A 21,076-nucleotide genomic window follows, 5' to 3' on the forward strand; every position below is an offset into this window, starting at 1 on the left:
CGCTGGCATCATCCATCGTCACTCTCGCCTTTCGGCTCATCCATCGCGGCAGCCAGTTCGCTCAACACCAGCGTCTCGTGCGCAAGCACGGCCACCAGCGAAAGCAGATGGGCCTGGGTCTCTTCACCAAGGTTGCAGAAGGTGCCGCCCGCCGCGTTCTCGACGGCGACAGACAACAACGCGTTGAGTTGCGCGGTCTTTTCGGCAGCGAGGCTTAGCGGGCTTTCGGATGGAGCATGCGCGGTCAGGAAGGTATCGCGGCCTGTGCGTTGGGCGGTGATGTTGTAGCGCGGGTAGTTATACATCGAGCGCCCTCCATTGGGGGGCGCGCAGGCGCTGGTGGATGACGGGGAGCTTGGGGGATGCGATTTGCCCGGAATGGGCGAATGAAGACTGGGGCATGGAGGTGCCTCCTTCTGGCGGTTGTCCGCCCTCCTAAACGGGCTGCTAAACCCGGCCGCTGTGGTGGCAGCGACGAGCGAAGTATAGCGTCGCGCAATGCAGCCTAACCCAGCCGCAACAAAAAGTCACATTCGCTACACCACTCAAGAAATATTCATCGCAGATCGAGATTTGTCTCATTGATTCCGATGAGGAATTACGCGCAAATGGGGGCGAATTTGCGCACAAGGCCCATCCTGAAGGAGCTGCAGGAGGACAAACGTTGCAGAAGGCGCCGCCCGCCGCGTTCTCGATGGCAACCGACAACAACGCATTGAGCTGCGCGTTTTTTCGGCAGCAAGGCTTAGCGGGATTTCGGATGGGGCATGCGCGGTCATGCAGGTATCGCGGCCTGTGCGTTGGGCGGTGCTGTTGTAGCGCGGGTAGTTATACGTCGAGCAGCCTCCACTGGAAGGCGCGCAGGCGTTGGCAGATGGCGGGGAGCTTGGAAGATGCGATTTGCCCGGAATGGGCGAATGAAGACCGGGGCATGCCGGTGCCTCCCCTGTCGGCGTACTTTGACACCGCTCCCCGCTGCTAATCGGGGTGGGCGGGCGCAAGGCGGGGTTAGCAGACCGGGACAGAGAACCGGCGAGCCCGAAGGCTCCCCCGCCTAGGCCCGCCCATAAGGACGTGCAGAGGCACGACGGACGCAAAAACGCCGCCTGGTGGCGGCTGTCCGCCTCTGTCATCCGGGCTGCTAAACCCGGCCGCTGTGGTTGCAGCGACGAGCGAAGTATGGCGTCGTGCAATGCAGCCTAACCCAGCCGCAACAAAAAGTCACACCCGCTACACCAGTCAAAAAATACTCATCGCAGATTGGGATTTGTCTCATTGATTCCGACGAGGAATTACGCGCAAATGAGGCGAATTTGCGCGAAAGGCCAACTCGACGGTAACAATTTTTAACGCCGGTCCTAGCCGAAATTCGTACTTGTCCGATTTCAATCGTCGCCCTCCGTTGCTACGCTGCGCAACTTGATATCCGTTGCCGGCAGCGTAACGCTCCACGGCGAAATCGCAAACGGCCAGATCCGGCATCGCTGCTCGAAGCCGCCATCCCTTGCAACGTCTTTTCGCATTGGCGCGCTCACAACGGATCGTGATACGCCGCGACTTCCGCGTTGATGCCCAGCGCAGGGTGGGCGCATTCCGGCTTCGCCGGCATTTCCGTCCAACCAAGACAACGATTGAGCCGATTGCATGGGTCTATGTCTTGCTCCGTTTCTGCGCCGCGCCTGCGCGGCAGCCCTGTGAAAGGCCTGTACTACGACGCCTTCCTCGCCTGGGGTCTCGTCAAGCCCGCCAATTTCCCTACACGCTCGCCGACAGGTGGGTTTTCGGTGTCTTTCCAATACCAGGAGAACAAGGATGCAAAAAAAGATGAAACCCGCGATGGCCGCGATGGCCGTGACGACCTTCCTGCTCGTCGCCTGCGGTGGCGGGTCGGATGGCAGCAGCGGAGCCAAGCCCAATGAAGCGCCGGCCGCCACCGATAGCGCAACAACACCGGCGCCGGTGAGCACAGCCCCGCTCGATGCGGCCTGCCTGGCGGCGCCTGCCGCCGGACAAAAGGTCACCGCGACGCTGAACTTCGGACCTGTGAGCGAGGTGGCAACCTTTGATGCCACAGCCATTGGCACCACGGTCTTCGACGGTGGCAGCTACGACACGCTCGAGGTCAAGCTGGTCAATGGCCTCTTCAATGGCCACGGGACGAACGCGCGGCTCTATATCGATCCGGCCTCCGCGATTTTTCCAATCGGCGCAACCGATTACGGCGACCTCGATCAGGGCCCGTACAGCAAGTACACCAAGTACACCAAGTATCGCCGTTTCACCTTCAAGGACAACGTGTCGGGACAGACAGGCACACCAAACCTGGTTGGCATGAAGCCAAACGAGACACGCAGCTTCACCATGTCGGAAGCGAACGCCGAGGCTCTGGCGACCGAGCCGCAACCCGCCCTCAAGCCGATCGGCCGGGTCGTCAGCGTTGCCGTGCAATACATCGGCCGCGAAGACGTGACGGCCAAGGGTGTGACGTACAAGGGCGCTTGCAAGCTGGCGCTGCATTACGACCGCAAGTATCCCGGCACCCTGTTCCCGCTGCCCGTGCTGGAAGGGACTGCCTGGCTGGCTCCGGGCGCCGGCATCGTCAAGCTCTCCGGCGCGCCGCTGGTGGGCGTGGCCACCGTAACGGCTGAAACGACAGGCATCGTGGCCGCGAACTAGTGCCCTGACAACGCGTGCCCTGAATCCGAAAGCGCATTACGGCTGGCTGCCGCCGCATGCTCCATGTTGCGCACAAAGCGGTCTGATAACCAGTACCAGCAGTTCTCGGTCACGGGCGCGGCGTCAAGCGAGTTGTGAAACCAGCGCGCTGCCGGTCTGTTGACCTGGGCCGGTCAAGGCAGCCGTAAGCGAGGATGCTGGTAAGGGCGACCCAATTGCCGGCACCGGCAGCACAACGCAGACCGGCGCCACGGTGGCGGCAAATGTGTCGCCCGCCAACACGCCGATCGAGCTGGCGCCGCTGTGCCGGTGGTCCCTTGTCCGCTCGCGCATGCTCAGAGCCTACTGCATCGGGCTCGCGCTATTCGGCGGGGCGTGGACTTCGTCTCGCAGCGGATCGCCGCGCGTTTCCCCTCGTGAACAAAACCATCCATCGGCTGATGGATGGTTCGCGTTCCGCCGCCAACTCGATGGCAATCTGGCCGCGTCCAATCCACATCGCTTGGGGCGCGGCCGATCAATACACGCCGCCGAGGCAAATGTCCGAATCCAGCTAGTTCCGCCTTCGCAACGGAGTAGCATGCTGGCTATGAAACTCGATCCGGATACCTGCTACAAGGCCGTGGCTTCGCACGACCGCCGCTTCGACGGGCGCTTCTTTGTGGGCGTGTCGTCCACCGGCGTCTACTGCCGGCCGATCTGCGCGGTGCGCACGCCCAAGCGCGAGAACTGCACCTTCTACGACAGTGCCGCCGCGGCCGAGAAGCAGGGCTTCCGGCCCTGCCTGCGCTGCCGGCCCGAGCTGGCGCCGGGACACGGGCTGGCCGACCTGTCGGGGCGCCTGGCCCAGGCCGCGGCCACGCTGATTGACGAGGGTTTCATGGTGGATGCCGGCGTGGCCGGGCTGGCCGCGCGCATCGGCATTACCGAGCGTCACTTGCGCCGGCTGTTCGATGCGCAGTTCGGCGTCTCGGTGCTGGAGTATGCGCAGACGCAGAGGTTGCTGCTGGCCAAGCGTTTGCTGACCGATACGGGGCTGACCGTGACCGACGTGGCGCACGCTGCTGGCTTTGGCAGCGTGCGGCGCTTCAACGATGTGCTCAAGACGCGCTACGGGCTGACGCCCATGGCCATGCGCAAGCGCGCCGCCGACAACGTGGCCGACGAGCTGGTGTTCGAGCTGGGCTACCGCCCGCCGATGGCGTGGGCGGCGTTCCTGCAATTCCTGGGCGTGCGCGCGGTGGATGGCATCGAGCAGCTTGGCGATGGCAGCTACGCGCGCACGCTGGCGATCGACAGCGGCGGCCGCATGCATGTGGGCTGGCTGCGGCTGGAGCATGTCGCGCGCCGCCATGTGATCAAGGTGACGTTGTCTGGTTCGCTGGCGCATGTGATTCCGCAAGCGCTGGGCCGCGTGCGGCGCTTGTGCGACCTGGGCTGCCGGCCCGATGTGGTGGATCAGCATCTGGGCCCGCTGGCTGCCGAAGCGCCTGGCATGCGCTTGCCGGGCGCGGTGGATGGCTTTGAGATCGCCGTGCGTGCGGTGGTGGGCCAGGTGATCTCGGTGAAGCACGCGCGCACGCTGCTGGCGCGGCTGGCCGAGCGCTACGGTTTGCCGCTGGCGCAGCCCACGCCGGCACTGCGCGTGACGTTTCCCGGCGCGGCTGCGCTGGCTGGCATGTCGCCCGAGGCCTTGCGTGAGATCGGCATCCCGCTGGGCAAGGGCCGGGCCATTCATGCCATCGCTGCCCGCGTGGCGGCGGGCGCGCTCAAGCTGGAGCCTAACGCCGCGCCGGAAGACACCATGGCGCGCCTGCGCGAGGTGGAAGGCGTGGGCGACTGGACCGCGCAGTACGTGGCGATGCGCGCGCTCGGCTGGCCGGATGCTTTTCCGGGCACCGACTATGTCTTGCGCAAGGTGCTCGGCATCGCTACCGTGCGAGGCATGAACCAGCACGTCGCGCAGTGGGCGCCTTGGCGCGCTTACGCCGCCATCCACCTGTGGCGGCGCTACGAAGAAGGCAAGTCGGACAAGTCGGAACGAAACGACAAGACAAGAGACACAACAAGGAACACACCATGATTGCCTACCGCATCGTCGCCAGCCCGTTGGGCGAAGTGCTGCTGCGCGTCGACGGCGCGCGCTTGAGCGGGCTGTTCTTCTCCGGGCAGAAGTACTACCCGGCGGCGGCCACGCCGGACACCAACGTGCCCGCCGCCGCGAAGCCCGTCTTCGAGCAGGCCGCCGATGAACTGGCCGATTACTTCGCCGAGCGCTTGCAGGTCTTCACGGTCCCCATGGTGCTGGGCGGCAGCCCGTTCCAGCACGCGGTCTGGCAGGCACTGTGCGAGATCCCGTTCGGCGAGACCACGTCATATGGCGAACTGGGCGCTGGGCTGGGCCTCGCCCCCACCCATGCGCGCGCGATCGGCGGGGCGGTGGGGCGCAACCCTTTGTCGGTGATCGTGCCTTGCCATCGCGTGCTGGGTGCCAGCGGCGACCTCACCGGCTATGCCGGTGGCACCGACCGCAAGCGCGCGCTGCTCCGGCTCGAAGGCACGGCCGCGGCCATGGCACTGCCCATCCTGCGTCAGTCGGCGTTGGCGTTTTGAGCGAGCGGCATCGCGCCGCTGCGCTTGACCACCCGCGCCAGGCCGTCACGGGAGGTGAGACTGATGGCACGTTTGTTCGTGGCGATTGAGGTTCCGCCAGCGCTGGCGTCCGCGTTGCTGGCTCGCGTGCCGCGCGTGGCGGGCATCCGGGCGGCGGCGCTGCATCAGGTCCATCTCACGCTGCACTTCCTCGGCGAGCAGGACGACGCCACCGCGGCATGCATCGAGCAGGTGCTTGGGGGCGTCTGCGGCGCGGCCTTTGCGCTCACGGTGAAAGAGGCTGGCTATTTTCGCGGGCGGCGGGCGAGTGTGCTGTGGGCGGGCGTGGCGCCCCATGCGGCGCTGGACAGCCTGCATGCGCAGATGGCGCAGGCGCTTGCCGGATGCGAGGGCACAACGTTACCCGATGCTGGCTTGCAGCAGCGTGCGGGCTTCCATCCCCACATCACGCTGGCGCGCTGCGGGCCTGCCGTGGCGGATACCGCGCTGCAGGCATGGCGCGACGCGCAGGCCGGGCTGGTGTGCGAGCCGTTCCCTGTGGCGCGCTTCATCCTGTATCAAAGCCACCTGCGCGCGGGCGGCGCGCAGCATGTATGCCGGCGTGCGTATGGGCTGGATCCGGCGCCAGGCTGATGCCGCCGGCAACGGCCCGCGTCATGCGAGGTTGCCCAGGCCAAGCGCCACGCCCAGCGCCAGCAACACCGAACCAATCACCCGATCCAGCCAGCGCTGGCGCCGCAGCATGGCGGCGCGCAACGCGGGCGTGGAAAAGCAGCACGCAATCAGGCCGAACCAGGCCAGGTGCGCCAGCGACATGAACAGGCCATAGCCGAACTGCACGGCCAGCGGCGTTTGCGCATTCACCACCTGCGTATAGGTGCTGACCACGAACAACGTGGTCTTGGGATTGAGCGCATTGGTGAGAAAGCCCATCTTGAGCGCGCCGAGCGCTGTCAGCGCAGGTGTGCCCGCATCCGCACCGAGCGGCGGCGCATTCGGGTCCGGCGCGCGCTTGCGCAGAGTCTGGATGCCGATCCAGATCAGGTAGGCGGCGCCGAGCAGCTTCACCACCGTCAACAGCTTGTGCGCGTGCTCCATCAACAACGCCACGCCAAACATCGTGTAGAAAACGTGCACCTGGACGCCAAGGGCGATGCCGAGCGCGCACAGCAGCCCGGCCTTGCGGCCATGCACGAAGCTGTTGCGCATCACCATGGCGAAGTCGGGGCCCGGGCTGATCACGGCCAGCACGGTGATAGTGGCGACGGCCAGCAGTTCGGTGAGAGGGTGCATTTTGTATGAGGATCCTTGACCGGATAGAAATCGGGTTCCAGGCATTCTCTGCGTTGATGTGTGGCGCCACAACCGATTTATACTCGTGCAAATCCGTGAGAAAAACTGACACATCAAGGCGAGCATGCACTGGCTGGGCGGGATCCGTTTCTTCGAGGCCGCGGCGCGGCACCAGAGCTTCATGCGGGCTGCGGACGAACTGCACCTGACCCACGGCGCGGTCAGCCGCCAGATTCGCCAGCTGGAGGAAGCGCTTGGCGTGGCGCTGTTCGAGCGCCGCAACCGCGCCGTGTTCCTGACCGAGGCGGGGCACATCCTGCATGCCGCCGCCACGCAGTCGCTGGAAGTGCTGGGCGCGGCCGCGCAGCGCATCCGCGCGCATGGGCAGCCCAGGGCGCTGGTCTTGTCGTGCGAGCCCACCATTGCCATGCGCTGGCTGATTCCTCGCCTGCCGCGCTTTACCGCGGCGCATCCGGAGGTGACGCTGCACCTGATGGCCGCCGGTGGTCCGGTGGACTTCGCGCGCAGCGGCGTGGACCTGGCGCTGCGCCGCAACGATTTTCATGTGGGGCCGGAGCTGCATGCCCATGAGGTCGCCGAGGAATGGGTGGGCGTGGTCTGCCGCGCCGGGGCCAGCGCCGGGGCGTTGTCCCACCGGCTGCACACACGCTCGCGCCCGGATGCCTGGCAGCGCTGGGCCAAGGCCGCCGGCGGCGCGCAGCGCTTTGGCGCGGATGCCTGGTACGAGCATTTCTACCTGACCATCCAGGCTGCCGCGGCCGGGCTTGGCTGCGCGATCGCGTCGCGCCTGATGGTGGCCGACGAGCTCGCCGACGGCCGCATCGCCGCGCCGCGAGGCTTCGTGCGCGACGGATCTTGCTATCAGTTGCTCTCGCCAGTGGCGTTCGAGCACGATGCGCGGCGTCGCGCGGTCAGGGACTGGCTGTGCCAGGAGGCGCAAGCATCGCTCGGCGCGGATCCGGCCCAGGTGGCCGCATCGCCACATCCGGCGCGCGGAGCCAAGGGCGCGGCAAAACGAGGTGGGCGCAAAGACGGCAAATGAGGCGCGAGCCCGCCCCGGCGGGCGATACCCCACGGAAGTCTGGCTCAAGTTTTGCCACACCTCGCCGTTGTTCAAACAAGAGCTTGCGCAGCAGCAGGCGTCGCGCTTAACATGCGGCGCTAGCCGCTCGCCCCCGCTTGCATCCGGGTATGCGGGTAGCCCGAATTCCCCCGTCGCAAGCCAGTCTGGCGCGACGCAGGCCTCTCTCAGACGTTTGCGTGATTTTCATGAGTCTCCAAGATTCCCCGGAGCAATCCGAGCTTGACGCCGGCGCGTTGCCAGACGACCGCTATCGCCTTACCCATTCCTCGCAGATCGGCACCGTGCTGCGCGACCTCGCCTGGCAGAAGTGCATCCTGAACGTGCGCGCGCGTACCGCCCACGAGATGGTCACGTCCGTGCTGCATGTGGATCCGGCCAGCCGCACCTTTGTCTTCGACTGGTGCTCCACCGAGCCCGAGCGGCAGGCGCTGCTGGCTTCCAACGAGAATGCCTTCTCGGCATCGCTGCGCGGGGTGCCCGTGAACTTCATGATCGGCACGCCCGAGATCACCCAGTACAAGGGTGGCCCGGCATTTTCCGCGCCGTTCCCGGAGAAGCTCTATCACTTCCAGCGCCGCCGTCATTTCCGCGCACGCACGCTGGTCACCAAGGGCTACGTCTGCACCATCAAGATGAGCGACGGCACCGTGCTCAAGCTCGATATTGCAGATCTCTCGCTCTCGGGTGTCGGGTTGCGCTCCAAGACCGTGGACGCCACGCAGCTGCCGGTGGGCACCACCATCTCCGGCGTGCATCTGGATTTTGGTGCGCTGGGCAAGCTGGACCTGAGCCTGCAAGTGGTGGGCCACTGGCTGGCCGGGCGCGATGACAGCGCCATCCACCATTTCGGCTGTGCGTTCTCCAACCTTGACGGCCGCATGGAGAATTTCCTGCAGCGCCTGGTGTTTGCACTGGAGCTTGCCAGCCGCGGCTAAGCGCGTCTGGCTGCGGTTTCCGCTGCTTGCGCTCAACCCGCGCTGATGCGAATCCGGTTGCGGCCGGCCCGCTTGGCTTCGTAAAGCGCGCGGTCCGTGTGCGCCAACCATTCGTGGTGGCCCGCCATGCCGGCATCAAAGGCGGCCACGCCAAGGCTGGCGGTGTGGCCGCGCAGCGCGGCAATGCCCGCCCCGCAAGCGGCGCCCGGCTGCAGCGAGCGCGACAGACGCTCGGCCATTTCCACCGCCTGCGTCAGGCTCGCGCCACTGAGCAGCACGCCAAACTCCTCGCCGCCGTATCGTCCCACCAGGCATTGCCGCGCTTCACCGCGGCCAGCCGGGCCGTGCTGCGCGGCGTGCTGTACCACCAGCGCGGCAAAGGCCTTGAGCGCTTCGTCTCCGGCCAGGTGGCCGTGGGTGTCGTTGAGCTGCTTGAAATGGTCGATGTCGAGCAGCACCAGGCTGGCGGTGCTGCGCCGCCCGGTCTTGCAGGCCTGGAACTCCGCGGCCAGCATGGCCTCCCAATAGCCCCGGTTGAGCACGCCGGTGAGGCCGTCCAGGCGGCTGTTGGCCTCGATCTCCTTGCCGTGCGCGGCCAGCCGGCGGGAGATGCTGTAGGTGGTGCGCCCCAGCGCCAGCGGGTAGAGCACCAGCATCGGCAGGCTGGCGACGATGGTGGTGAGGTTGGCCTCCGGATGCCAGGCTGCGCCGAAGGCCACGATGCCCGCTAGCACCCCCGCCAGGTGCCACCCCAGGCCATGCAGCAGCAGGCGCGTGCCGCCTGCCGCCACATTGTTCATGCTCATCATCGACAGGATCAGCACGCTCGGCAGCAGGTTGAATTTCATGGCCGCGGCCCAGATGCCACCGAGCACGGCATCGATCATCATGTTGTGGATTTCCGCCCGGAACGGCACCTCGCTGCGCCTTGAGCGCCAGGCAGCGACGTGCGGCCAGACAAAGCCGTGCAGGAAGACCAGCGCCAGCAGCCAGTGCGGCGCGCCCGCTTCCAGCATGGCCGCCGCCACCGCAAAGAACCCGATCGCCAGCCCGATGGCGCGCATGGCGTAGACCCGCCGGACAAAACGCATGCCCTTGCCTGCCAGCGGATTAAGGGTGCTTTGCGCCATGAGTCTGCGGTTCCTTGTCGGTTTTGGTTTCAGGCGGCTCAGGTAGCTCAGGCGGCGATCAGCTTGCCGATCGCCACTGCCGCTTCGCGCATCGGCGGCAGCAGGCGCGAGATCATCTCTGCTTCCGATACCTGCGCCGCGCGCACGCTGACGCTGATGCCCGCCATGACGCTGCCCGAGATGCCGCGCACCGGCACCGCGATGGCGCGCAGGCCCGGCTCCAGCTCTTCGTCGATCAGCACATAGTCCAGTTCGCGCGCATGCGCAAAGCTGGCCTCCAGCTCGGGCCGCGAGATCTTGGTCTGCAGCGTGCGCGGGCGCAGGTCGACATGATCGAAGAAGTCTTCCAGCGCCGGCTCGGCCAGGTGGGCCAGCAGCATGCGGCCGATCGATGTGCAGTACGCCGGTAGCCGGCTGCCCATGCCGAGCGAATAAGTGAGCACCCGCTGCACCTCCGAGCGCACCAGGTAAAGGATGTCGGTGTCGTCCAGGATGGCCAGTGCCGAGGTCTGCTGGATGCGCGTGCTCAGCGCGTCGAGGATCGGCTGGGCCAGCGACACCAGCGACGTCGACGAGAAATAGGCATGGCCCAGGTGCAGCACGCGCGGGCGCAGCGCGAACTGGCCGCCTTGCTGGCTGACGTAGCCAAGCTGCTCCAGCGTGTACAGGCAGCGCCGTACCGATGCGCGCGAGAGCTGGGTGCGCTGCGCCACCTGGGAAATGGTGAGCGGGCGCTTACGCTCCGAGAAAGCTTCGAGCACGCTCAATCCGCGCGCCAGCGACAGCATGAAATTCGGGTCGCCGGCAAAACTGTTGAGAAGGTCGGCCTGGGGGCGGGCGACGCGGACAGTGGCGGCCGTTGCCTGGCCAGGGCTGCTGGGAATGGGGGCGTCCATGTGGGCGAGTGCGCGCGGGTTGTTCGATAATCGCGCATCTTAAACCGGCTGGGCGCCTCGGGCCAGCGCTTTTGTTGCGGCCGATCCCCGTTTTGGTGCGGGGATCGGGTTGGCTGGTAAAAAAACGTCGCCGTCTCAAGGGCACGGCGACTGGAAGGGTGTGTCATCAAGACGGGGGTCTCAGCGACATGTCCAGCATAGGACGCGGCGGTTAGACATTAAATACAACTTCCGAGGGGATTCATGCCTCGCGATGTCTCAGCCGCCGGGCGCGCGTGACGCCTGGCGCCCCCGCCGTGGCGAGGGGGGTAAAATCGCGCCCTTGATGCCGCCGCCGTCCCGGTCCGCCCCCGCCAAGTATTGCGTGGCGCCCCGGCCAGCGCCCGCAGCCCACCGCGCAGCCCCGAATTGAAGCCAGCCATGACCCATCAGCCCGAACTCTCCACCGAAGCCGACGACCAGGACGCCGCAGGGGACAACGCAGAAAAGATCCAGGAGCCGCGCCTGTGGCGTGCCGACGGCTGGACCGCCCGCGTGATCAAGAACGAGGACGACGACGGCTGGGCCGTTGCCATGATCAAGGACGGCGAGCCCGAGCCCGCCCTGGTTGGCCCCTGGACCATGGGCCGCGACAAGAAGAACCCCAAGCCGCTGGACACCAACGCCTTCTCGACGCTGGTCAAGACGGCCTCCGAAGTGCTGCGCCGGCACGAGCAGCAACTGCACGCCATGCTGCACAAGAGCGTGATCGTCGACACGGACACGGCGCGCATCAGCGTGACGCTCGACATCGTGCCCGACGAAGACAATCCCTTCGCGGTGCTGCGCGCCACCGACGAGCTCGGCGACGAACTGGCCCAGGTGCGCGTGTCGCCGGGCTTCAAGCTGAGCAAGGCCAGCGCCGCGGACTGGATCGAGAACGAATACCGCAAGCCGCGCTGAGCGGCCCTGAGCGGCCAGGAGAATGCTCACACAGCGCGGTTGAACAGCGCCGAGGCCGAGCTTGCCAGCGCCAGTTCCGCGGCGGCGGCAAGCAGCGCCGGGCCCAGCGCCTTCATGCGCTGCTCGGTCAGCCGGCTCAGCGGGCCCGCAATGCTGATCACGCCGATTGCCGGATAGCCCCCACGGCGCTGCACGGGGGCCGCCATGGCCGTCATAGCCGGCGCAAAGACTTCATTGATCGTGGCATAGCCGCGCTCGCGCGCCCGGTGGATGAAGCCCAGCAGGGCCTTGATGGTGGCGGGCGCATTAGGGCCGTACTGATTCGGTTGCCCGAACCCTTGCCGCGACACCAGCTCCAGGGCGCGTTCGTCCGTCATGGTCTGCATCCAGGCGTGTCCCGTCGCGCTGCACGAAAGAATCGTGTCCATGCCCATGTCGGGGTCATAGCGCAGTCCCCGCAGCGCGCCTTGCGCCTTGGCCACCCAGGTCAGGCGATCCCCGTCGACAATGGCCAGGCGCACCAGCTCGCCCGACGTATCCGCCAGCCGGTCCAGCCTGGCCTGCGCGATGTCCACGATGCCGGACGTTGCTAGAAAGCCCAGCCCCATTCCCACCAGTTTGGTTGTCAGGATGTAGTCGCCGTGGTCCCGCAACTGGCGTACATAGCCTGCATTCTTGAGGTCGACCAGCAGGCGGTGGCACGCGCTGCGCGGGATGTCGAGATCGTCGGCGATGGCGGCGAGCGGCACGGCCTCGACCTGGGTACAAAGATATTCGAGGATGCCTAGTGTGCGTAGTACGCCTGACATGGCGAACTCCCTGCTGACGTCAATATAGTTCGTGACTATCTAATACGAATTTCAATTCGTCAAGATTGGAATGATATTCACAAACCCTTGCTAGCATGCTTTTACCGATCCAACCGGCACGAAGGCAGAAGCGCGAGAGCGTTGGACGGCTTCAACGACATCGGAAGGGCAGCGACGCCTACCCTTCCCAGGAAGAGAATGCCAGGAGACAAAATGACTGCAGAGACACTACGCCCGGCCAATGCAGCGATGCGCACGCGCGCCGTGGCGGCCGCCACCATCGGCACCGCACTGGAGTGGTTCGACTTTACGCTTTACGGGGCATTGGCGGCCACCATCCTGCCCAGGCTGTTTTTCCCGGCCATGGAGCCAACATCCGCGCTGCTGGCATCGCTGGCCACCTTCGGCGTTGGCCTGGCGGCACGGCCCCTCGGTGCCATCATTTGCGGCCACCTTGGCGACAAGCTCGGGCGCCGCAACCTGCTGCTGGGCACGGTCACGATCATGGGGCTGTCCTCCGTGCTGATGGGCTTGCTTCCCACTTACTCGCAGATCGGCGTCTGGGCGCCGGTGTTGCTGGTGCTGTTGCGCATCCTGCAGGGCTTCGCGCTCGGGGGCGAATCGACCGGCGCGCAACTCATGGCTATCGAGCACGCCAGCCCGGACCGGCGCGGCAAGTACTCCGGCCTGCTGGGCCTTTGCTCTCCGCTGAGCCAGATACTTGCCAATGGCGTGCTGTTGCTGCTTGCCTCCACGATGTCGGCGGAATCGTTCGACGCCTACGGATGGCGCGTGCCGTTCCTGCTGAGCTTCATCCTGGTGATCGTCGGCGTGTATATCCGCCTGAAGGTCAGTGAAACGCCGGCATTCGTCGAGCTGCGCAAGAGCCAGGTGGCCGAGGTGGGCAACCCGCTGCGCGATGCATTGCGCCTGCACGGCAAAACGGTGTTGCGCTGGATGCTGTTCTTTTGCGGCCCGGCGGCGATCTTCTACCTCATTGTCGTATTCTCGCTGAGCTACATCACCAAGACGCTTGAAGTGCCGAAGCAGACCGGCTTCCTGCTGTTGATGGGCGCCAATGTCTGCGCCATCGTCGGCGCGCTGGCGGGTGGCATGCTCAGCGACAAGATCGGCCGCAAGAAGGCGCTGGCCATTGGTTCCGTCGCAACGCTGCTGATCCTGTTCGTCTACTTCCAGATCCTCGACACCAAGAGCTTCCTGCCGATGCTCGCCATCATGGGCCTGTTCCTGGGCTTCACCCAGTTCCAGAGCGGCATCCAGCCGGTCGCCTTCGCCGAAGCGTTTCCGACCAATGTCCGCTATTCGGGATCGGCGCTTGCATACACCGGCGCAAACCTGATTGCCGGCGGGCCGATGCCGGTGGTCGCGGTGTGGCTGCTGCAGGTTTGCAACGGCTCGCCGTGGGGCGTGGTCGCCGTCTGCGTCGTGTTCAACCTGATCTCGCTGGCCATGATCCTGACGGCGCCCGAGACGCGTGGCATCGACATGAACCGTTCCGATGCACCCGGCGTCATCGCCGAAGGCGCTCGGTTCATGCCGATCGGCACGCGCAAATCTCACTAACCCTGCAAATCCCACTAACTCATTCAGCGCGCGGCGCATTGCCGCGCGCCACAAATCATGACCGAACTCGTCTATGTCCTGAATGGCTCCAACCTCAACATGCTGGGCAAGCGCGAGCCGCACCTGTATGGCACGACCACGCTTGCCGAGGTCCAGCAGCGGGTTGCGGCGCTGGCGGATGAACTGCGGATCGCGTGCGATTTTCGCCAGACCAACAGCGAAGCCACGATGGTGGACTGGTTGCAGGAAGCGTTTGAGAAGAACGCGGGCGTGATCATCAATCCGGCCGGATTCTCCTTCGCCTCCATCCCCGTGCTGGATGCCGTCAAGCTGATCCAGCGTCCGGTGATTGAGCTGCACATCACCAATATCCATGCGCGCGAGGAGACCCATCGCCATTCGCTGATCTCGCGCGCGGCCACCGGCGTGATCTGCGGGCTTGGCGTTGCCGGCTACACGCTGGCGCTGCGCGCCATGGCCGAGGCCCTGCGCAGCTAGTACGACGCCAAGCCTGCCGGCCGCCTCAGGCCAGCAGCACCAGTGCGATGGCGATCGCCGCCGGCAAGCCCTGCACCCACAGGATCTTGCGGCTGGCCGTGCAGGCGCCGAAGATGCCGGCCACCAGCACGCAGCACAGGAAGAACAACTGCACCGGCACCGCGGCGGTGGCCAGGCCCCACAGCAGGCCAGCCGCGAGAAAGCCGTTGTACAGCCCCTGGTTGGCCGCCAGCGCCTTGGTGGCAACGGCGAACTCGTGCGTCAGCCCGAAGGCCCGCATGCCCTTGGGCTTATCCCACAGGAACATCTCCAGCACCATGATGTAGACATGTTCCAGCGCTACCAGCGCCACAGCTGCAAGAGAAAACCATTTCATGGCGGGGATCTCGAAAAGAGAAAAAACGGGAAGGGGTTTGGGCGGTCTGCCGTTTTAGCGCATCAGCGCATCAGCGCATCAGCGTTGTGGCGCAGGGGCGAGCCGCGCGATCAGTGCGGCATGGCGCGGGTGCGATGCCAGCAGGCTGTCGGCATCGGCCAGCTCGAACTCGCTGAACTCAAAGCCCGGCGCCACGGTGCAGCCTACCAGCGAGAAGCCATCCGGATCGCTGCGCTCGGCGGCGAACCAGCAGCCAGCCCGGACCACGGCCTGGAACACCGCGTTGTCATCGCTGAGCGCATTGCCCAGCCGGTGCGTGGTGAGGCTGCCGTCTTGCTCCAGCACATGCACGTTGAGCGGGCAACCCGCGTAGAAGTGCCACACCTCGTCGGAGCGGATGCGATGCCAGGCGGAGTATGCGCTGTCGCACAGCAGGTAGTAGATCGCAGTGGAGGCGGCATGTGTGGCGGGATTGCCTGCCCCTTCACGCGACAGATGCGACACACGCGAAACACGCGAAACACGCGAAACACGCGAAACACGCACGGCGTCGCGATGGGTCTCGCGGTAGTAGCCGCCTTCCGGATGCGGCTGCAGGCCGAAGCGCTGGATCAGCTGGTCTTTGTCTTGGTGTTGCGAGTCAGGTTGGGCAGGCATGCGCGGGGCTCCGGGATCGGTAGCCGCCATCATGCCCGCTTGCCGGCGCGGTAAGCAACCAGCAACCACGCGAAAACAACTCCGCAGGATGAGCGACTCCGCAGCCTCAGCGCATCGCGTTATCCGCCTGCGGGCCGATCCATGCGCGCACGGCGCGCACCGCGTCGTCGTCGCGCCGGTGTGCCGGGTAGACCAGGTAATAGCCGTCGCCCTCGATGGCCGGGCCGCAGGGCTGCACCAGCGCGCCGCTGCGCAATTCCTCCTCCACCAGTGTCAGGCTCAGCAAGGCGACGCCCTGGCCGCCAAGCGCCGCGAGGATGGCGTGGGTCTCGTCGGAGAAAACGGGGCCGCTGGCCGCATCCAGCCGGTCCAGCCCGGCCTCCTGCTGCCACAGGGCCCAAGTTATGGGGCGGCGCGCGTGGCTGCGCCATTGGTGGTGCAGCAAGGTCTGGCGGCGCAGCCCTGCGGCGCTCTTCACGCCTAGCAGCGGGCTGCAGACCGGGGCAAAGCGCTCACGCCATAGCAGCTCGGCGTCCAGCCGGCGCCATTTGCCGCTGCCGTAGCGGATGGCGGCGTCGGCGTGGCCCGCATGCAGGTCCACGGCATCCAGCGAGGCATGCACATGCAGGTCGAACTCCGGCGCCACGGCCCGCAGCCTCGGTGCGCGCGGCAGCAGCCAGCGTGCGGCGAAGGCCGGCGTTGCCGACACCGTGAGCGTCTTGCGCGATGGCGGCGCGCGCAGCCTGCCCACGGCCCGCTCCAGCGCATCAAAGCCCTCCCGCGTGCCCGGGTACAGTGCGGCGCCGTGCGCGCTCAGCACTAGCCGGCGCGGCAGGCGCTCGAACAGTGTCACGCCAAGCACCTGCTCCAGCAGCCGCAGCTGATGGCTCACCGCCGTCGGCGTGACCGACAGCTCTTGTGCGGCGTGCTTGACGCTCAGGTGCCGCGCGGTGGCTTCGAAAGCGCGCAGCGCGGCGAGCGGCGGCAGGCGGCGGGGCGTGGTTTCAGATGAGAAATCTTCAGCCATGAGGCAGAGAAAGGATCGGTTGTGAGGGGATTGTGGCGAGTCTACATTGCCATCACCCCTAATCGCATGTGCTGAGCCATGAGAACGGCTCAGGCATGACCAACCGCAATGAGAACAACATGGCTCACCTCCTGCATATCGACGCCAGCGCCCGCCCGGGACGTTCCGGCACCGACGCCCACGGCTCGCACACGCGCCGTCTCTCGCACCGCTTCGTCAGCCTCTGGCAAGCGGCGCGTCCCGCGGACACGCTGACCTATCGCGACGTGGGACAGCAACCGCCCGCGCCCGTCAACGCTGACTGGATTCGCAGCGCCTTCACGCCACCCGCGCGGCGCGAGCGGTGGATGGATGCGTTGCTGGCCGAAAGCGATCGCCTGGTCGCGGAAGTCGAGCGCGCCGATGTGCTGGTGATCGGCGTGCCGATGTACAACTTTGGCGTGCCTGCACAACTCAAGGCATATATCGACAATATCGTGCGCGTGGGCAAGACCTTCGGTTTTGATCGAGAACGCGTGGGAGAGCCTTACTGGCCGATGTTGGCGGGACGCGGCAAGCAACTGGTGCTGCTGACCGCGCGCGGCGACTACGGCTACGGTGGCCGCCTGGCCCGGCTCGACCATGTCACCCCGGCGCTGCGTGCAGCGTTCGACTACATCGGCATCGATGACACGCTGGAGGTCGCTATCGAGTATGACGAGTTCGGTGGCGAGCGGCTGGCTACCTCGATTGCGCAGGCCGAGGTGCAGGTGGATGCCGCAGTCGCCACGGCGATGCGGCGAATGACCTGCGAGGCCGCTGCCCTGCAGCCCTGAGCCCAGTGCGGTCTTTGCGCGTGGCTCGCACGCATCCAGCGTCCTTGTGCATCCACGCCGCGCTTTGCAGCGTATCTGGTTTAACCGCGCGATTCACGTGTGGCCGGACCAGCGCAAGGCGCTGCTCCCCTGCAAGCCAGCCGCGATCCGCCGATCGCCCAGAAGGAGATTGCCATGCCCCGCCATTTCTTCAAGTTGTTGATGACTTCGGCCGCACTTGCCGGCATTGCCGCCACGGCGGTTCCGGCGCAAGCCGCTGGCCCCCAGGACAGTGCCGTGTCCGGGGACCGCTACGGCTACGTCTTCCATGCGTCGCGTTTCGATGTCTTTAGCGATGGCGCTCGCCTGGACCCGGCCGCCGCGCCGGCGACGGGCGCGGATGCCAGCCGCCTGCGCAAGCCGGATCCGTTCTCGGACGGCGCGCAGAAGCTGGCTGGCATGGACCGCGGCGGTGTTTCCGCGGACCCGGCGCGCACGGTCGATCCGTTCCAGGACGGCGCGCAGAAGCTGGCCGGCATGGACCGCAGCGGCCCTTCCGCGGATCCCGCGCGTAAGTTCGACACCTATCAGGATGGCGCGCATGCCTGATCATCGGGGCGATAGCCGAAGCGCTGGCCCGCGGCTTTGCAGGCGCCTCGTTCAGGGTTTTTGAAGTTCGCATGCAAGTCAATGCACTGCACCGCGCCACCTTGGTGGCACACTACTGCCTATGCCCGTCGGCGCGAGCATCCTCGCTCGCGCCGATTACCCTGAAGGGGCGAAAACGGCCATAGCGCGGGAGATCGGTGTGGGTGAATTGCAGTCCTTGCTGGAGAGCCACGGCGTGATGCTCGTGTTTCTCAATGTGCTGGCCGAGCAGGCCGGGCTGCCGGTGCCGGCCGTTCCCATGCTGTTCGTTGCCGGCGCGCTCGGCATGCGCGAGGGCGGCCCCGCGCTGGGAGCCGTGCTGGCGGCCGTTATCCTGGCCTGCCTGATTGCCGACACGGCCTGGTACTTCGCCGGCAAGCGGCTCGGGCAACCCATGCTGCGCACCATCTGCCGCGTTTCCATCTCGCCCGACAGCTGCATCCGCCAGACCCAGTCGCTATACCTGCGCGTGGGCCCGCGCTCGCTGGTGTTCGCCAAGCTGCTGCCGGGCGCCGGCGCATTGTCCACCGCCATGGCCGGCATGACCTCCACGCCGTTCGCGGTGTTCCTGTTCTACGACGCCATCGGGGCGCTGGTGTGGGCCGGCGGCGCGCTGCTGGTTGGCGTGGTGTTTACCGATTTTGTCGAAGTCATCCTGGACGCCTTCAGCACCTATGGCCCGGTGGCCGTCATGGTGGTGTTGGGCGCCTTCGCCGCCTTCGTCGCGTGGAAGTTCTGGCGGCGCGTGCGCCTGTTGCGCCGCACCCGGCGCGTGCCCCGCATGTCGGTGGGGGAGCTCGAAGCGCGCCGGCTGGGCGATCGCTTCCCGCTGGTGCTTGACGTGCGCAGCGACGCGGTGGAGCGGATCCCCGGCGCGATGATCATCGACCTGAATGCGCCGCTGGAATTACTCTCCGAGCATCCGACCAGCATCGACATCGTGGTCTACTGCGCCTGCCCGCATGAGGTGTCGGCAGCGGTGCTGGCGGAACGCCTGAAGGCGGCCGGCTACGCCAATACCTGGGCGCTGGCCGGCGGCTTTGACGAATGGAAGCGCCTGCATGGCGAGGCATCGCAGGCCGCTGCCACCGAGGGCGATGCCGCAGCGGCGCTTGCGCCACACACGGGTGGTCCCGGCGCGCTGCGCTAGCGCCGCGGGGGTCAGCAGCCGACCCAGTAGGCGTAGCCCACCAGCCGGTCGCCGAGGAAATACAGGCGGTACTGGTCGCCGTCGCCGTCCAGCGTGTAGAGCGTGGTGTAGGCGAGCTGCTCAAGCGGGTCGCCCTCGTCGCGGTCGGACGGGCTGCGTACCTTGCCTGGCCCCTCCGCCATCTTCCAGCGCGGGTTCTTGCGCAGGGCCGTGTTGAGCTGCGTCAGCGTGGAGGCCGCGGTAATGTCCTGGCTTTCCAGCTTGAGCGTCAGCCCGGCCGGGATGCCGTGCAGCGCGCGGATCACGGCGTCGCCGCTGCGGCCCACTTCGATCAGCGCATCGGGGTAGTGGTAGTGCATCAGGTGCTCTTCGTCGAGCGCCGTGCCGCATTCATCCTGGTTGGGCGTGATGTCCGGCGGCTTGCCCCACGCCGCCTGCACGTCCGCCATGCTGGTCAGCCCGCGCAGCGCGACCAGTGGGCGGGCCAGCGGCGCGGGCGCAAAGCTGGGCGCGTCGTCCGGCGGGGCGGCGTCGTCGGCGCGCGCCGCCTGCGCATCCGATGCGGCAGCGCCGGATGCGGATGTGGCGGAGGTGGCCGGAGCCGGTTCATTGCGTTCGCAGCCAGGCAGCGCTGCAAGCGCGGCGCAGGCGGCGAGGGTGGACAGGCAGCGGGACAGCGTGGGGCCGTCGGTGTCGTTCAGGCGGAGCATGTTGCAAGAATAGCCGCTCAAGCGGCGACTGCGTCAGGAGCGCAACCATACACCGAAGCGCGCCCGCTGAAAATGCCCGCGTGTGGCTTGCCGCACGTCCGGGCACCGCGGCGCCTCGTTTCAGTGCGCCGTGCCGGCGCGCTGGAAACCTGTCATGTCGGGATAGATCGCGCGGATCTTGCCCCATTCCACCACGTTGAAGAACTGGCACTTGCCCGCGCCGAAGCGCTTGGCCACTTCCACGCAGAAGCGCACGGCTTCGGCAATGTCGATCTCGTGGTTGGCGCTGGTGGCGCTGCCCGAGACCACCGACTGCGCCGTCAGCGCCACGCCTACCACCGGAGCGGCGGTGGCCACATGCGGCTGCATGATGCTGTTGAAGTGGTACAGGCCGTTGTGATAGGGCGTGATGTCCTGCTGCGAGATCGGGAAGGTCACTGCCGGGCAACCGGTGGTGGATTCCATCGCCGCCACCAGGTCCGGGCTCACGCGCAGGATATAGCCTTGCATGGCGGTGGGCGAGATCGCAAAGCCGCGGTGCTTGATGATGCTGTTGCCCTTGGAGGCATCGAGCGACAGGATCGCATCCATTTCGGGCAGCACCTGGTACTCGTTCATGGTGTCGGACGACACCGGCATGCCCATGAAGGGCACCGGATCGTGCGGCTGCATCGACACGTTGGTGGACAAGTGCGTGGTCACGATGACGTCGCCGGCCAGGTGGTCGCCCTTGTGCTTCATCTGCGCCAGCTTGAGCGCCACGGCCAGGCTGCCGATCGGGCCGTCCGCGTCGGACACCAGGCCTACCAGCGCCGGGCGCGCGCCGATGGCGCCATTGCGGCCGATCACGCCTAGCGTGGGGGCTTTGCCGCCGCCGCGCTTGCCTTGAGTGCCGGGGATGACGATGGTGATGAAGTCGGTGGTGTTTGTGGTGGGTTCCGGCGGGGCGTTGTTGATGGTGACGACGTCTACCGTTACGCCGGCGGGGGTGTAGGCATCGAACAGTTCGCGGACAACTGCGCCGTTGGCGTTGGGGCTGTCCAGGGCTTCGTGGATGACGAGGGTTTGTTGCAGGGTCATGGGGGTCTCCTTGAATGGGGTGGGTTGGAGTCAACTTCAAAGGCCTAAGGTCAAAGGCTTTGAGTCAAAGACTTAGAGTCAAAGGCAGTTTCACCACCCCTGCGGGGCGGCGACCTACTTTCTTGTCTTGCCAAGAAAGTAGGCAAAGAAGGC

General features: G+C 66.3%; 22 protein-coding genes. 12 read left to right on the forward strand and 10 right to left on the reverse strand.

The window, feature by feature from the left end:
* Positions 1-8: 8 nt before the first annotated feature.
* On the reverse strand, positions 9-305 hold the full coding sequence (locus AC1RQK_RS32495; RefSeq protein WP_253928491.1) for a hypothetical protein: 297 nt from the start codon (positions 303-305) through the stop codon (positions 9-11).
* Positions 306-1,812: 1,507 nt separating this feature from the next.
* On the opposite strand from AC1RQK_RS32495, the gene AC1RQK_RS32500 reads away from it, so the two are divergent.
* From AC1RQK_RS32500 to thpR, 4 genes are all read left to right on the forward strand, one after another.
* Positions 1,813-2,676 (forward strand): hypothetical protein, encoded by an 864-nt coding sequence (locus AC1RQK_RS32500; protein ID WP_492813498.1) that lies wholly within the window; start codon positions 1,813-1,815, stop codon positions 2,674-2,676.
* A 589-nt stretch (positions 2,677-3,265) separates the two neighbouring features.
* Positions 3,266-4,759, forward strand: coding sequence for an AlkA N-terminal domain-containing protein (locus tag AC1RQK_RS32505; RefSeq protein WP_492376348.1), 1,494 nt, complete (start codon positions 3,266-3,268; stop codon positions 4,757-4,759).
* Entirely contained in the window at positions 4,756-5,289 is a 534-nt protein-coding gene (locus AC1RQK_RS32510) for a methylated-DNA--[protein]-cysteine S-methyltransferase (protein WP_441632802.1), read from the forward strand. Before AC1RQK_RS32505 ends, AC1RQK_RS32510 begins: the two co-directional genes overlap by 4 nt.
* A gap of 63 nt (positions 5,290-5,352) precedes the next feature.
* Positions 5,353-5,922: an RNA 2',3'-cyclic phosphodiesterase gene (gene thpR, locus AC1RQK_RS32515; RefSeq protein ID WP_492813501.1), complete on the forward strand. Its 570-nt coding sequence runs from the start codon at positions 5,353-5,355 to the stop codon at positions 5,920-5,922.
* 21 nt (positions 5,923-5,943) lie between these two features.
* On the opposite strand, the gene AC1RQK_RS32520 is transcribed toward thpR, so the two are convergent.
* Entirely contained in the window at positions 5,944-6,582 is a 639-nt protein-coding gene (locus tag AC1RQK_RS32520) for a LysE family translocator (RefSeq protein ID WP_253933311.1), read from the reverse strand.
* Between the two features lie 124 nt (positions 6,583-6,706).
* Here AC1RQK_RS32520 and AC1RQK_RS32525 point away from each other — a divergent pair, with 124 nt between their 5' ends.
* Both AC1RQK_RS32525 and AC1RQK_RS32530 read left to right on the forward strand, forming a co-directional pair.
* Positions 6,707-7,645, forward strand: coding sequence for a LysR substrate-binding domain-containing protein (locus AC1RQK_RS32525; protein WP_492813503.1), 939 nt, complete (start codon positions 6,707-6,709; stop codon positions 7,643-7,645).
* Positions 7,646-7,872: 227 nt separating this feature from the next.
* The gene (locus AC1RQK_RS32530) at positions 7,873-8,622 is read left to right on the forward strand and encodes a flagellar brake protein (protein WP_492376343.1); all 750 of its coding nucleotides are present in this window, start codon (positions 7,873-7,875) and stop codon (positions 8,620-8,622) included.
* A 32-nt stretch (positions 8,623-8,654) separates the two neighbouring features.
* Here the strand turns inward: AC1RQK_RS32530 and AC1RQK_RS32535 are convergent, their stop codons facing one another.
* Together AC1RQK_RS32535 and AC1RQK_RS32540 are read right to left on the reverse strand one after the other, a co-directional pair.
* Complete coding sequence (locus AC1RQK_RS32535) at positions 8,655-9,752, reverse strand: diguanylate cyclase (RefSeq protein ID WP_492813506.1); 1,098 nt, start codon at positions 9,750-9,752, stop codon at positions 8,655-8,657.
* Positions 9,753-9,799: 47 nt separating this feature from the next.
* Positions 9,800-10,648: an IclR family transcriptional regulator domain-containing protein gene (locus AC1RQK_RS32540; RefSeq protein WP_174423415.1), complete on the reverse strand. Its 849-nt coding sequence runs from the start codon at positions 10,646-10,648 to the stop codon at positions 9,800-9,802.
* A 420-nt stretch (positions 10,649-11,068) separates the two neighbouring features.
* Here AC1RQK_RS32540 and AC1RQK_RS32545 point away from each other — a divergent pair, with 420 nt between their 5' ends.
* Positions 11,069-11,590 (forward strand): hypothetical protein, encoded by a 522-nt coding sequence (locus AC1RQK_RS32545; RefSeq protein ID WP_492376341.1) that lies wholly within the window; start codon positions 11,069-11,071, stop codon positions 11,588-11,590.
* A 26-nt stretch (positions 11,591-11,616) separates the two neighbouring features.
* On the opposite strand, the gene AC1RQK_RS32550 is transcribed toward AC1RQK_RS32545, so the two are convergent.
* Positions 11,617-12,399 (reverse strand): IclR family transcriptional regulator, encoded by a 783-nt coding sequence (locus AC1RQK_RS32550; RefSeq protein WP_492813508.1) that lies wholly within the window; start codon positions 12,397-12,399, stop codon positions 11,617-11,619.
* Between the two features lie 213 nt (positions 12,400-12,612).
* Here AC1RQK_RS32550 and AC1RQK_RS32555 point away from each other — a divergent pair, with 213 nt between their 5' ends.
* Positions 12,613-13,983 carry an MFS transporter gene (locus AC1RQK_RS32555; RefSeq protein ID WP_492376340.1) on the forward strand — a complete coding sequence of 457 codons (1,371 nt, stop codon included), beginning with the start codon at positions 12,613-12,615 and terminating at the stop codon, positions 13,981-13,983.
* A 57-nt stretch (positions 13,984-14,040) separates the two neighbouring features.
* Positions 14,041-14,481, forward strand: coding sequence for a type II 3-dehydroquinate dehydratase (locus tag AC1RQK_RS32560; RefSeq protein ID WP_492376339.1), 441 nt, complete (start codon positions 14,041-14,043; stop codon positions 14,479-14,481).
* A 25-nt stretch (positions 14,482-14,506) separates the two neighbouring features.
* Here the strand turns inward: AC1RQK_RS32560 and AC1RQK_RS32565 are convergent, their stop codons facing one another.
* The 3 genes from AC1RQK_RS32565 to AC1RQK_RS32575 all read right to left on the reverse strand — a co-directional run bounded on the left by AC1RQK_RS32565 (position 14,507) and on the right by AC1RQK_RS32575 (position 16,541).
* Positions 14,507-14,857: a DUF1304 domain-containing protein gene (locus tag AC1RQK_RS32565; protein ID WP_492376338.1), complete on the reverse strand. Its 351-nt coding sequence runs from the start codon at positions 14,855-14,857 to the stop codon at positions 14,507-14,509.
* A gap of 78 nt (positions 14,858-14,935) precedes the next feature.
* Positions 14,936-15,514: a cupin domain-containing protein gene (locus tag AC1RQK_RS32570; RefSeq protein ID WP_492813511.1), complete on the reverse strand. Its 579-nt coding sequence runs from the start codon at positions 15,512-15,514 to the stop codon at positions 14,936-14,938.
* A gap of 106 nt (positions 15,515-15,620) precedes the next feature.
* On the reverse strand, positions 15,621-16,541 hold the full coding sequence (locus AC1RQK_RS32575) for a LysR substrate-binding domain-containing protein (protein WP_492813513.1): 921 nt from the start codon (positions 16,539-16,541) through the stop codon (positions 15,621-15,623).
* 95 nt (positions 16,542-16,636) lie between these two features.
* Between AC1RQK_RS32575 and AC1RQK_RS32580 the strand changes: the two genes are divergently transcribed.
* From AC1RQK_RS32580 to AC1RQK_RS32590, 3 genes are all read left to right on the forward strand, one after another.
* Positions 16,637-17,356, forward strand: a complete 720-nt coding sequence (locus tag AC1RQK_RS32580; protein ID WP_492376335.1) for an FMN-dependent NADH-azoreductase — start codon at positions 16,637-16,639, stop codon at positions 17,354-17,356.
* Between the two features lie 174 nt (positions 17,357-17,530).
* Positions 17,531-17,944, forward strand: coding sequence for a copper resistance protein CopQ (locus AC1RQK_RS32585; protein WP_492376334.1), 414 nt, complete (start codon positions 17,531-17,533; stop codon positions 17,942-17,944).
* A 199-nt stretch (positions 17,945-18,143) separates the two neighbouring features.
* Entirely contained in the window at positions 18,144-19,133 is a 990-nt protein-coding gene (locus AC1RQK_RS32590) for a VTT domain-containing protein (protein ID WP_492376333.1), read from the forward strand.
* Positions 19,134-19,144: 11 nt separating this feature from the next.
* On the opposite strand, the gene AC1RQK_RS32595 is transcribed toward AC1RQK_RS32590, so the two are convergent.
* Together AC1RQK_RS32595 and AC1RQK_RS32600 are read right to left on the reverse strand one after the other, a co-directional pair.
* Entirely contained in the window at positions 19,145-19,843 is a 699-nt protein-coding gene (locus AC1RQK_RS32595; protein WP_492813516.1) for a hypothetical protein, read from the reverse strand.
* Between the two features lie 120 nt (positions 19,844-19,963).
* Positions 19,964-20,923 carry a DUF1177 domain-containing protein gene (locus tag AC1RQK_RS32600; RefSeq protein ID WP_492813518.1) on the reverse strand — a complete coding sequence of 320 codons (960 nt, stop codon included), beginning with the start codon at positions 20,921-20,923 and terminating at the stop codon, positions 19,964-19,966.
* Positions 20,924-21,076 lie beyond the last annotated feature (153 nt).

This window comes from Cupriavidus sp. GW822-FHT02D05 (assembly GCF_058802485.1).

Bases quoted from the DNA above. Each gene is read 5' to 3' on its own strand.
- AC1RQK_RS32495 (WP_253928491.1), bottom strand. From the start codon at position 305: ATGTATAACTACCCGCGCTACAACATCACCGCCCAACGCACAGGCCGC.
- AC1RQK_RS32500 (WP_492813498.1), top strand. From the start codon at position 1,813: ATGCAAAAAAAGATGAAACCCGCGATGGCCGCGATGGCCGTGACGACC.
- AC1RQK_RS32505 (WP_492376348.1), top strand. From the start codon at position 3,266: ATGAAACTCGATCCGGATACCTGCTACAAGGCCGTGGCTTCGCACGAC.
- AC1RQK_RS32510 (WP_441632802.1), top strand. From the start codon at position 4,756: ATGATTGCCTACCGCATCGTCGCCAGCCCGTTGGGCGAAGTGCTGCTG.
- thpR (WP_492813501.1), top strand. From the start codon at position 5,353: ATGGCACGTTTGTTCGTGGCGATTGAGGTTCCGCCAGCGCTGGCGTCC.
- AC1RQK_RS32520 (WP_253933311.1), bottom strand. From the start codon at position 6,582: ATGCACCCTCTCACCGAACTGCTGGCCGTCGCCACTATCACCGTGCTG.
- AC1RQK_RS32525 (WP_492813503.1), top strand. From the start codon at position 6,707: ATGCACTGGCTGGGCGGGATCCGTTTCTTCGAGGCCGCGGCGCGGCAC.
- AC1RQK_RS32530 (WP_492376343.1), top strand. From the start codon at position 7,873: ATGAGTCTCCAAGATTCCCCGGAGCAATCCGAGCTTGACGCCGGCGCG.
- AC1RQK_RS32535 (WP_492813506.1), bottom strand. From the start codon at position 9,752: ATGGCGCAAAGCACCCTTAATCCGCTGGCAGGCAAGGGCATGCGTTTT.
- AC1RQK_RS32540 (WP_174423415.1), bottom strand. From the start codon at position 10,648: ATGGACGCCCCCATTCCCAGCAGCCCTGGCCAGGCAACGGCCGCCACT.
- AC1RQK_RS32545 (WP_492376341.1), top strand. From the start codon at position 11,069: ATGACCCATCAGCCCGAACTCTCCACCGAAGCCGACGACCAGGACGCC.
- AC1RQK_RS32550 (WP_492813508.1), bottom strand. From the start codon at position 12,399: ATGTCAGGCGTACTACGCACACTAGGCATCCTCGAATATCTTTGTACC.
- AC1RQK_RS32555 (WP_492376340.1), top strand. From the start codon at position 12,613: ATGACTGCAGAGACACTACGCCCGGCCAATGCAGCGATGCGCACGCGC.
- AC1RQK_RS32560 (WP_492376339.1), top strand. From the start codon at position 14,041: ATGACCGAACTCGTCTATGTCCTGAATGGCTCCAACCTCAACATGCTG.
- AC1RQK_RS32565 (WP_492376338.1), bottom strand. From the start codon at position 14,857: ATGAAATGGTTTTCTCTTGCAGCTGTGGCGCTGGTAGCGCTGGAACAT.
- AC1RQK_RS32570 (WP_492813511.1), bottom strand. From the start codon at position 15,514: ATGCCTGCCCAACCTGACTCGCAACACCAAGACAAAGACCAGCTGATC.
- AC1RQK_RS32575 (WP_492813513.1), bottom strand. From the start codon at position 16,541: ATGGCTGAAGATTTCTCATCTGAAACCACGCCCCGCCGCCTGCCGCCG.
- AC1RQK_RS32580 (WP_492376335.1), top strand. From the start codon at position 16,637: ATGACCAACCGCAATGAGAACAACATGGCTCACCTCCTGCATATCGAC.
- AC1RQK_RS32585 (WP_492376334.1), top strand. From the start codon at position 17,531: ATGCCCCGCCATTTCTTCAAGTTGTTGATGACTTCGGCCGCACTTGCC.
- AC1RQK_RS32595 (WP_492813516.1), bottom strand. From the start codon at position 19,843: ATGCTCCGCCTGAACGACACCGACGGCCCCACGCTGTCCCGCTGCCTG.
- AC1RQK_RS32600 (WP_492813518.1), bottom strand. From the start codon at position 20,923: ATGACCCTGCAACAAACCCTCGTCATCCACGAAGCCCTGGACAGCCCC.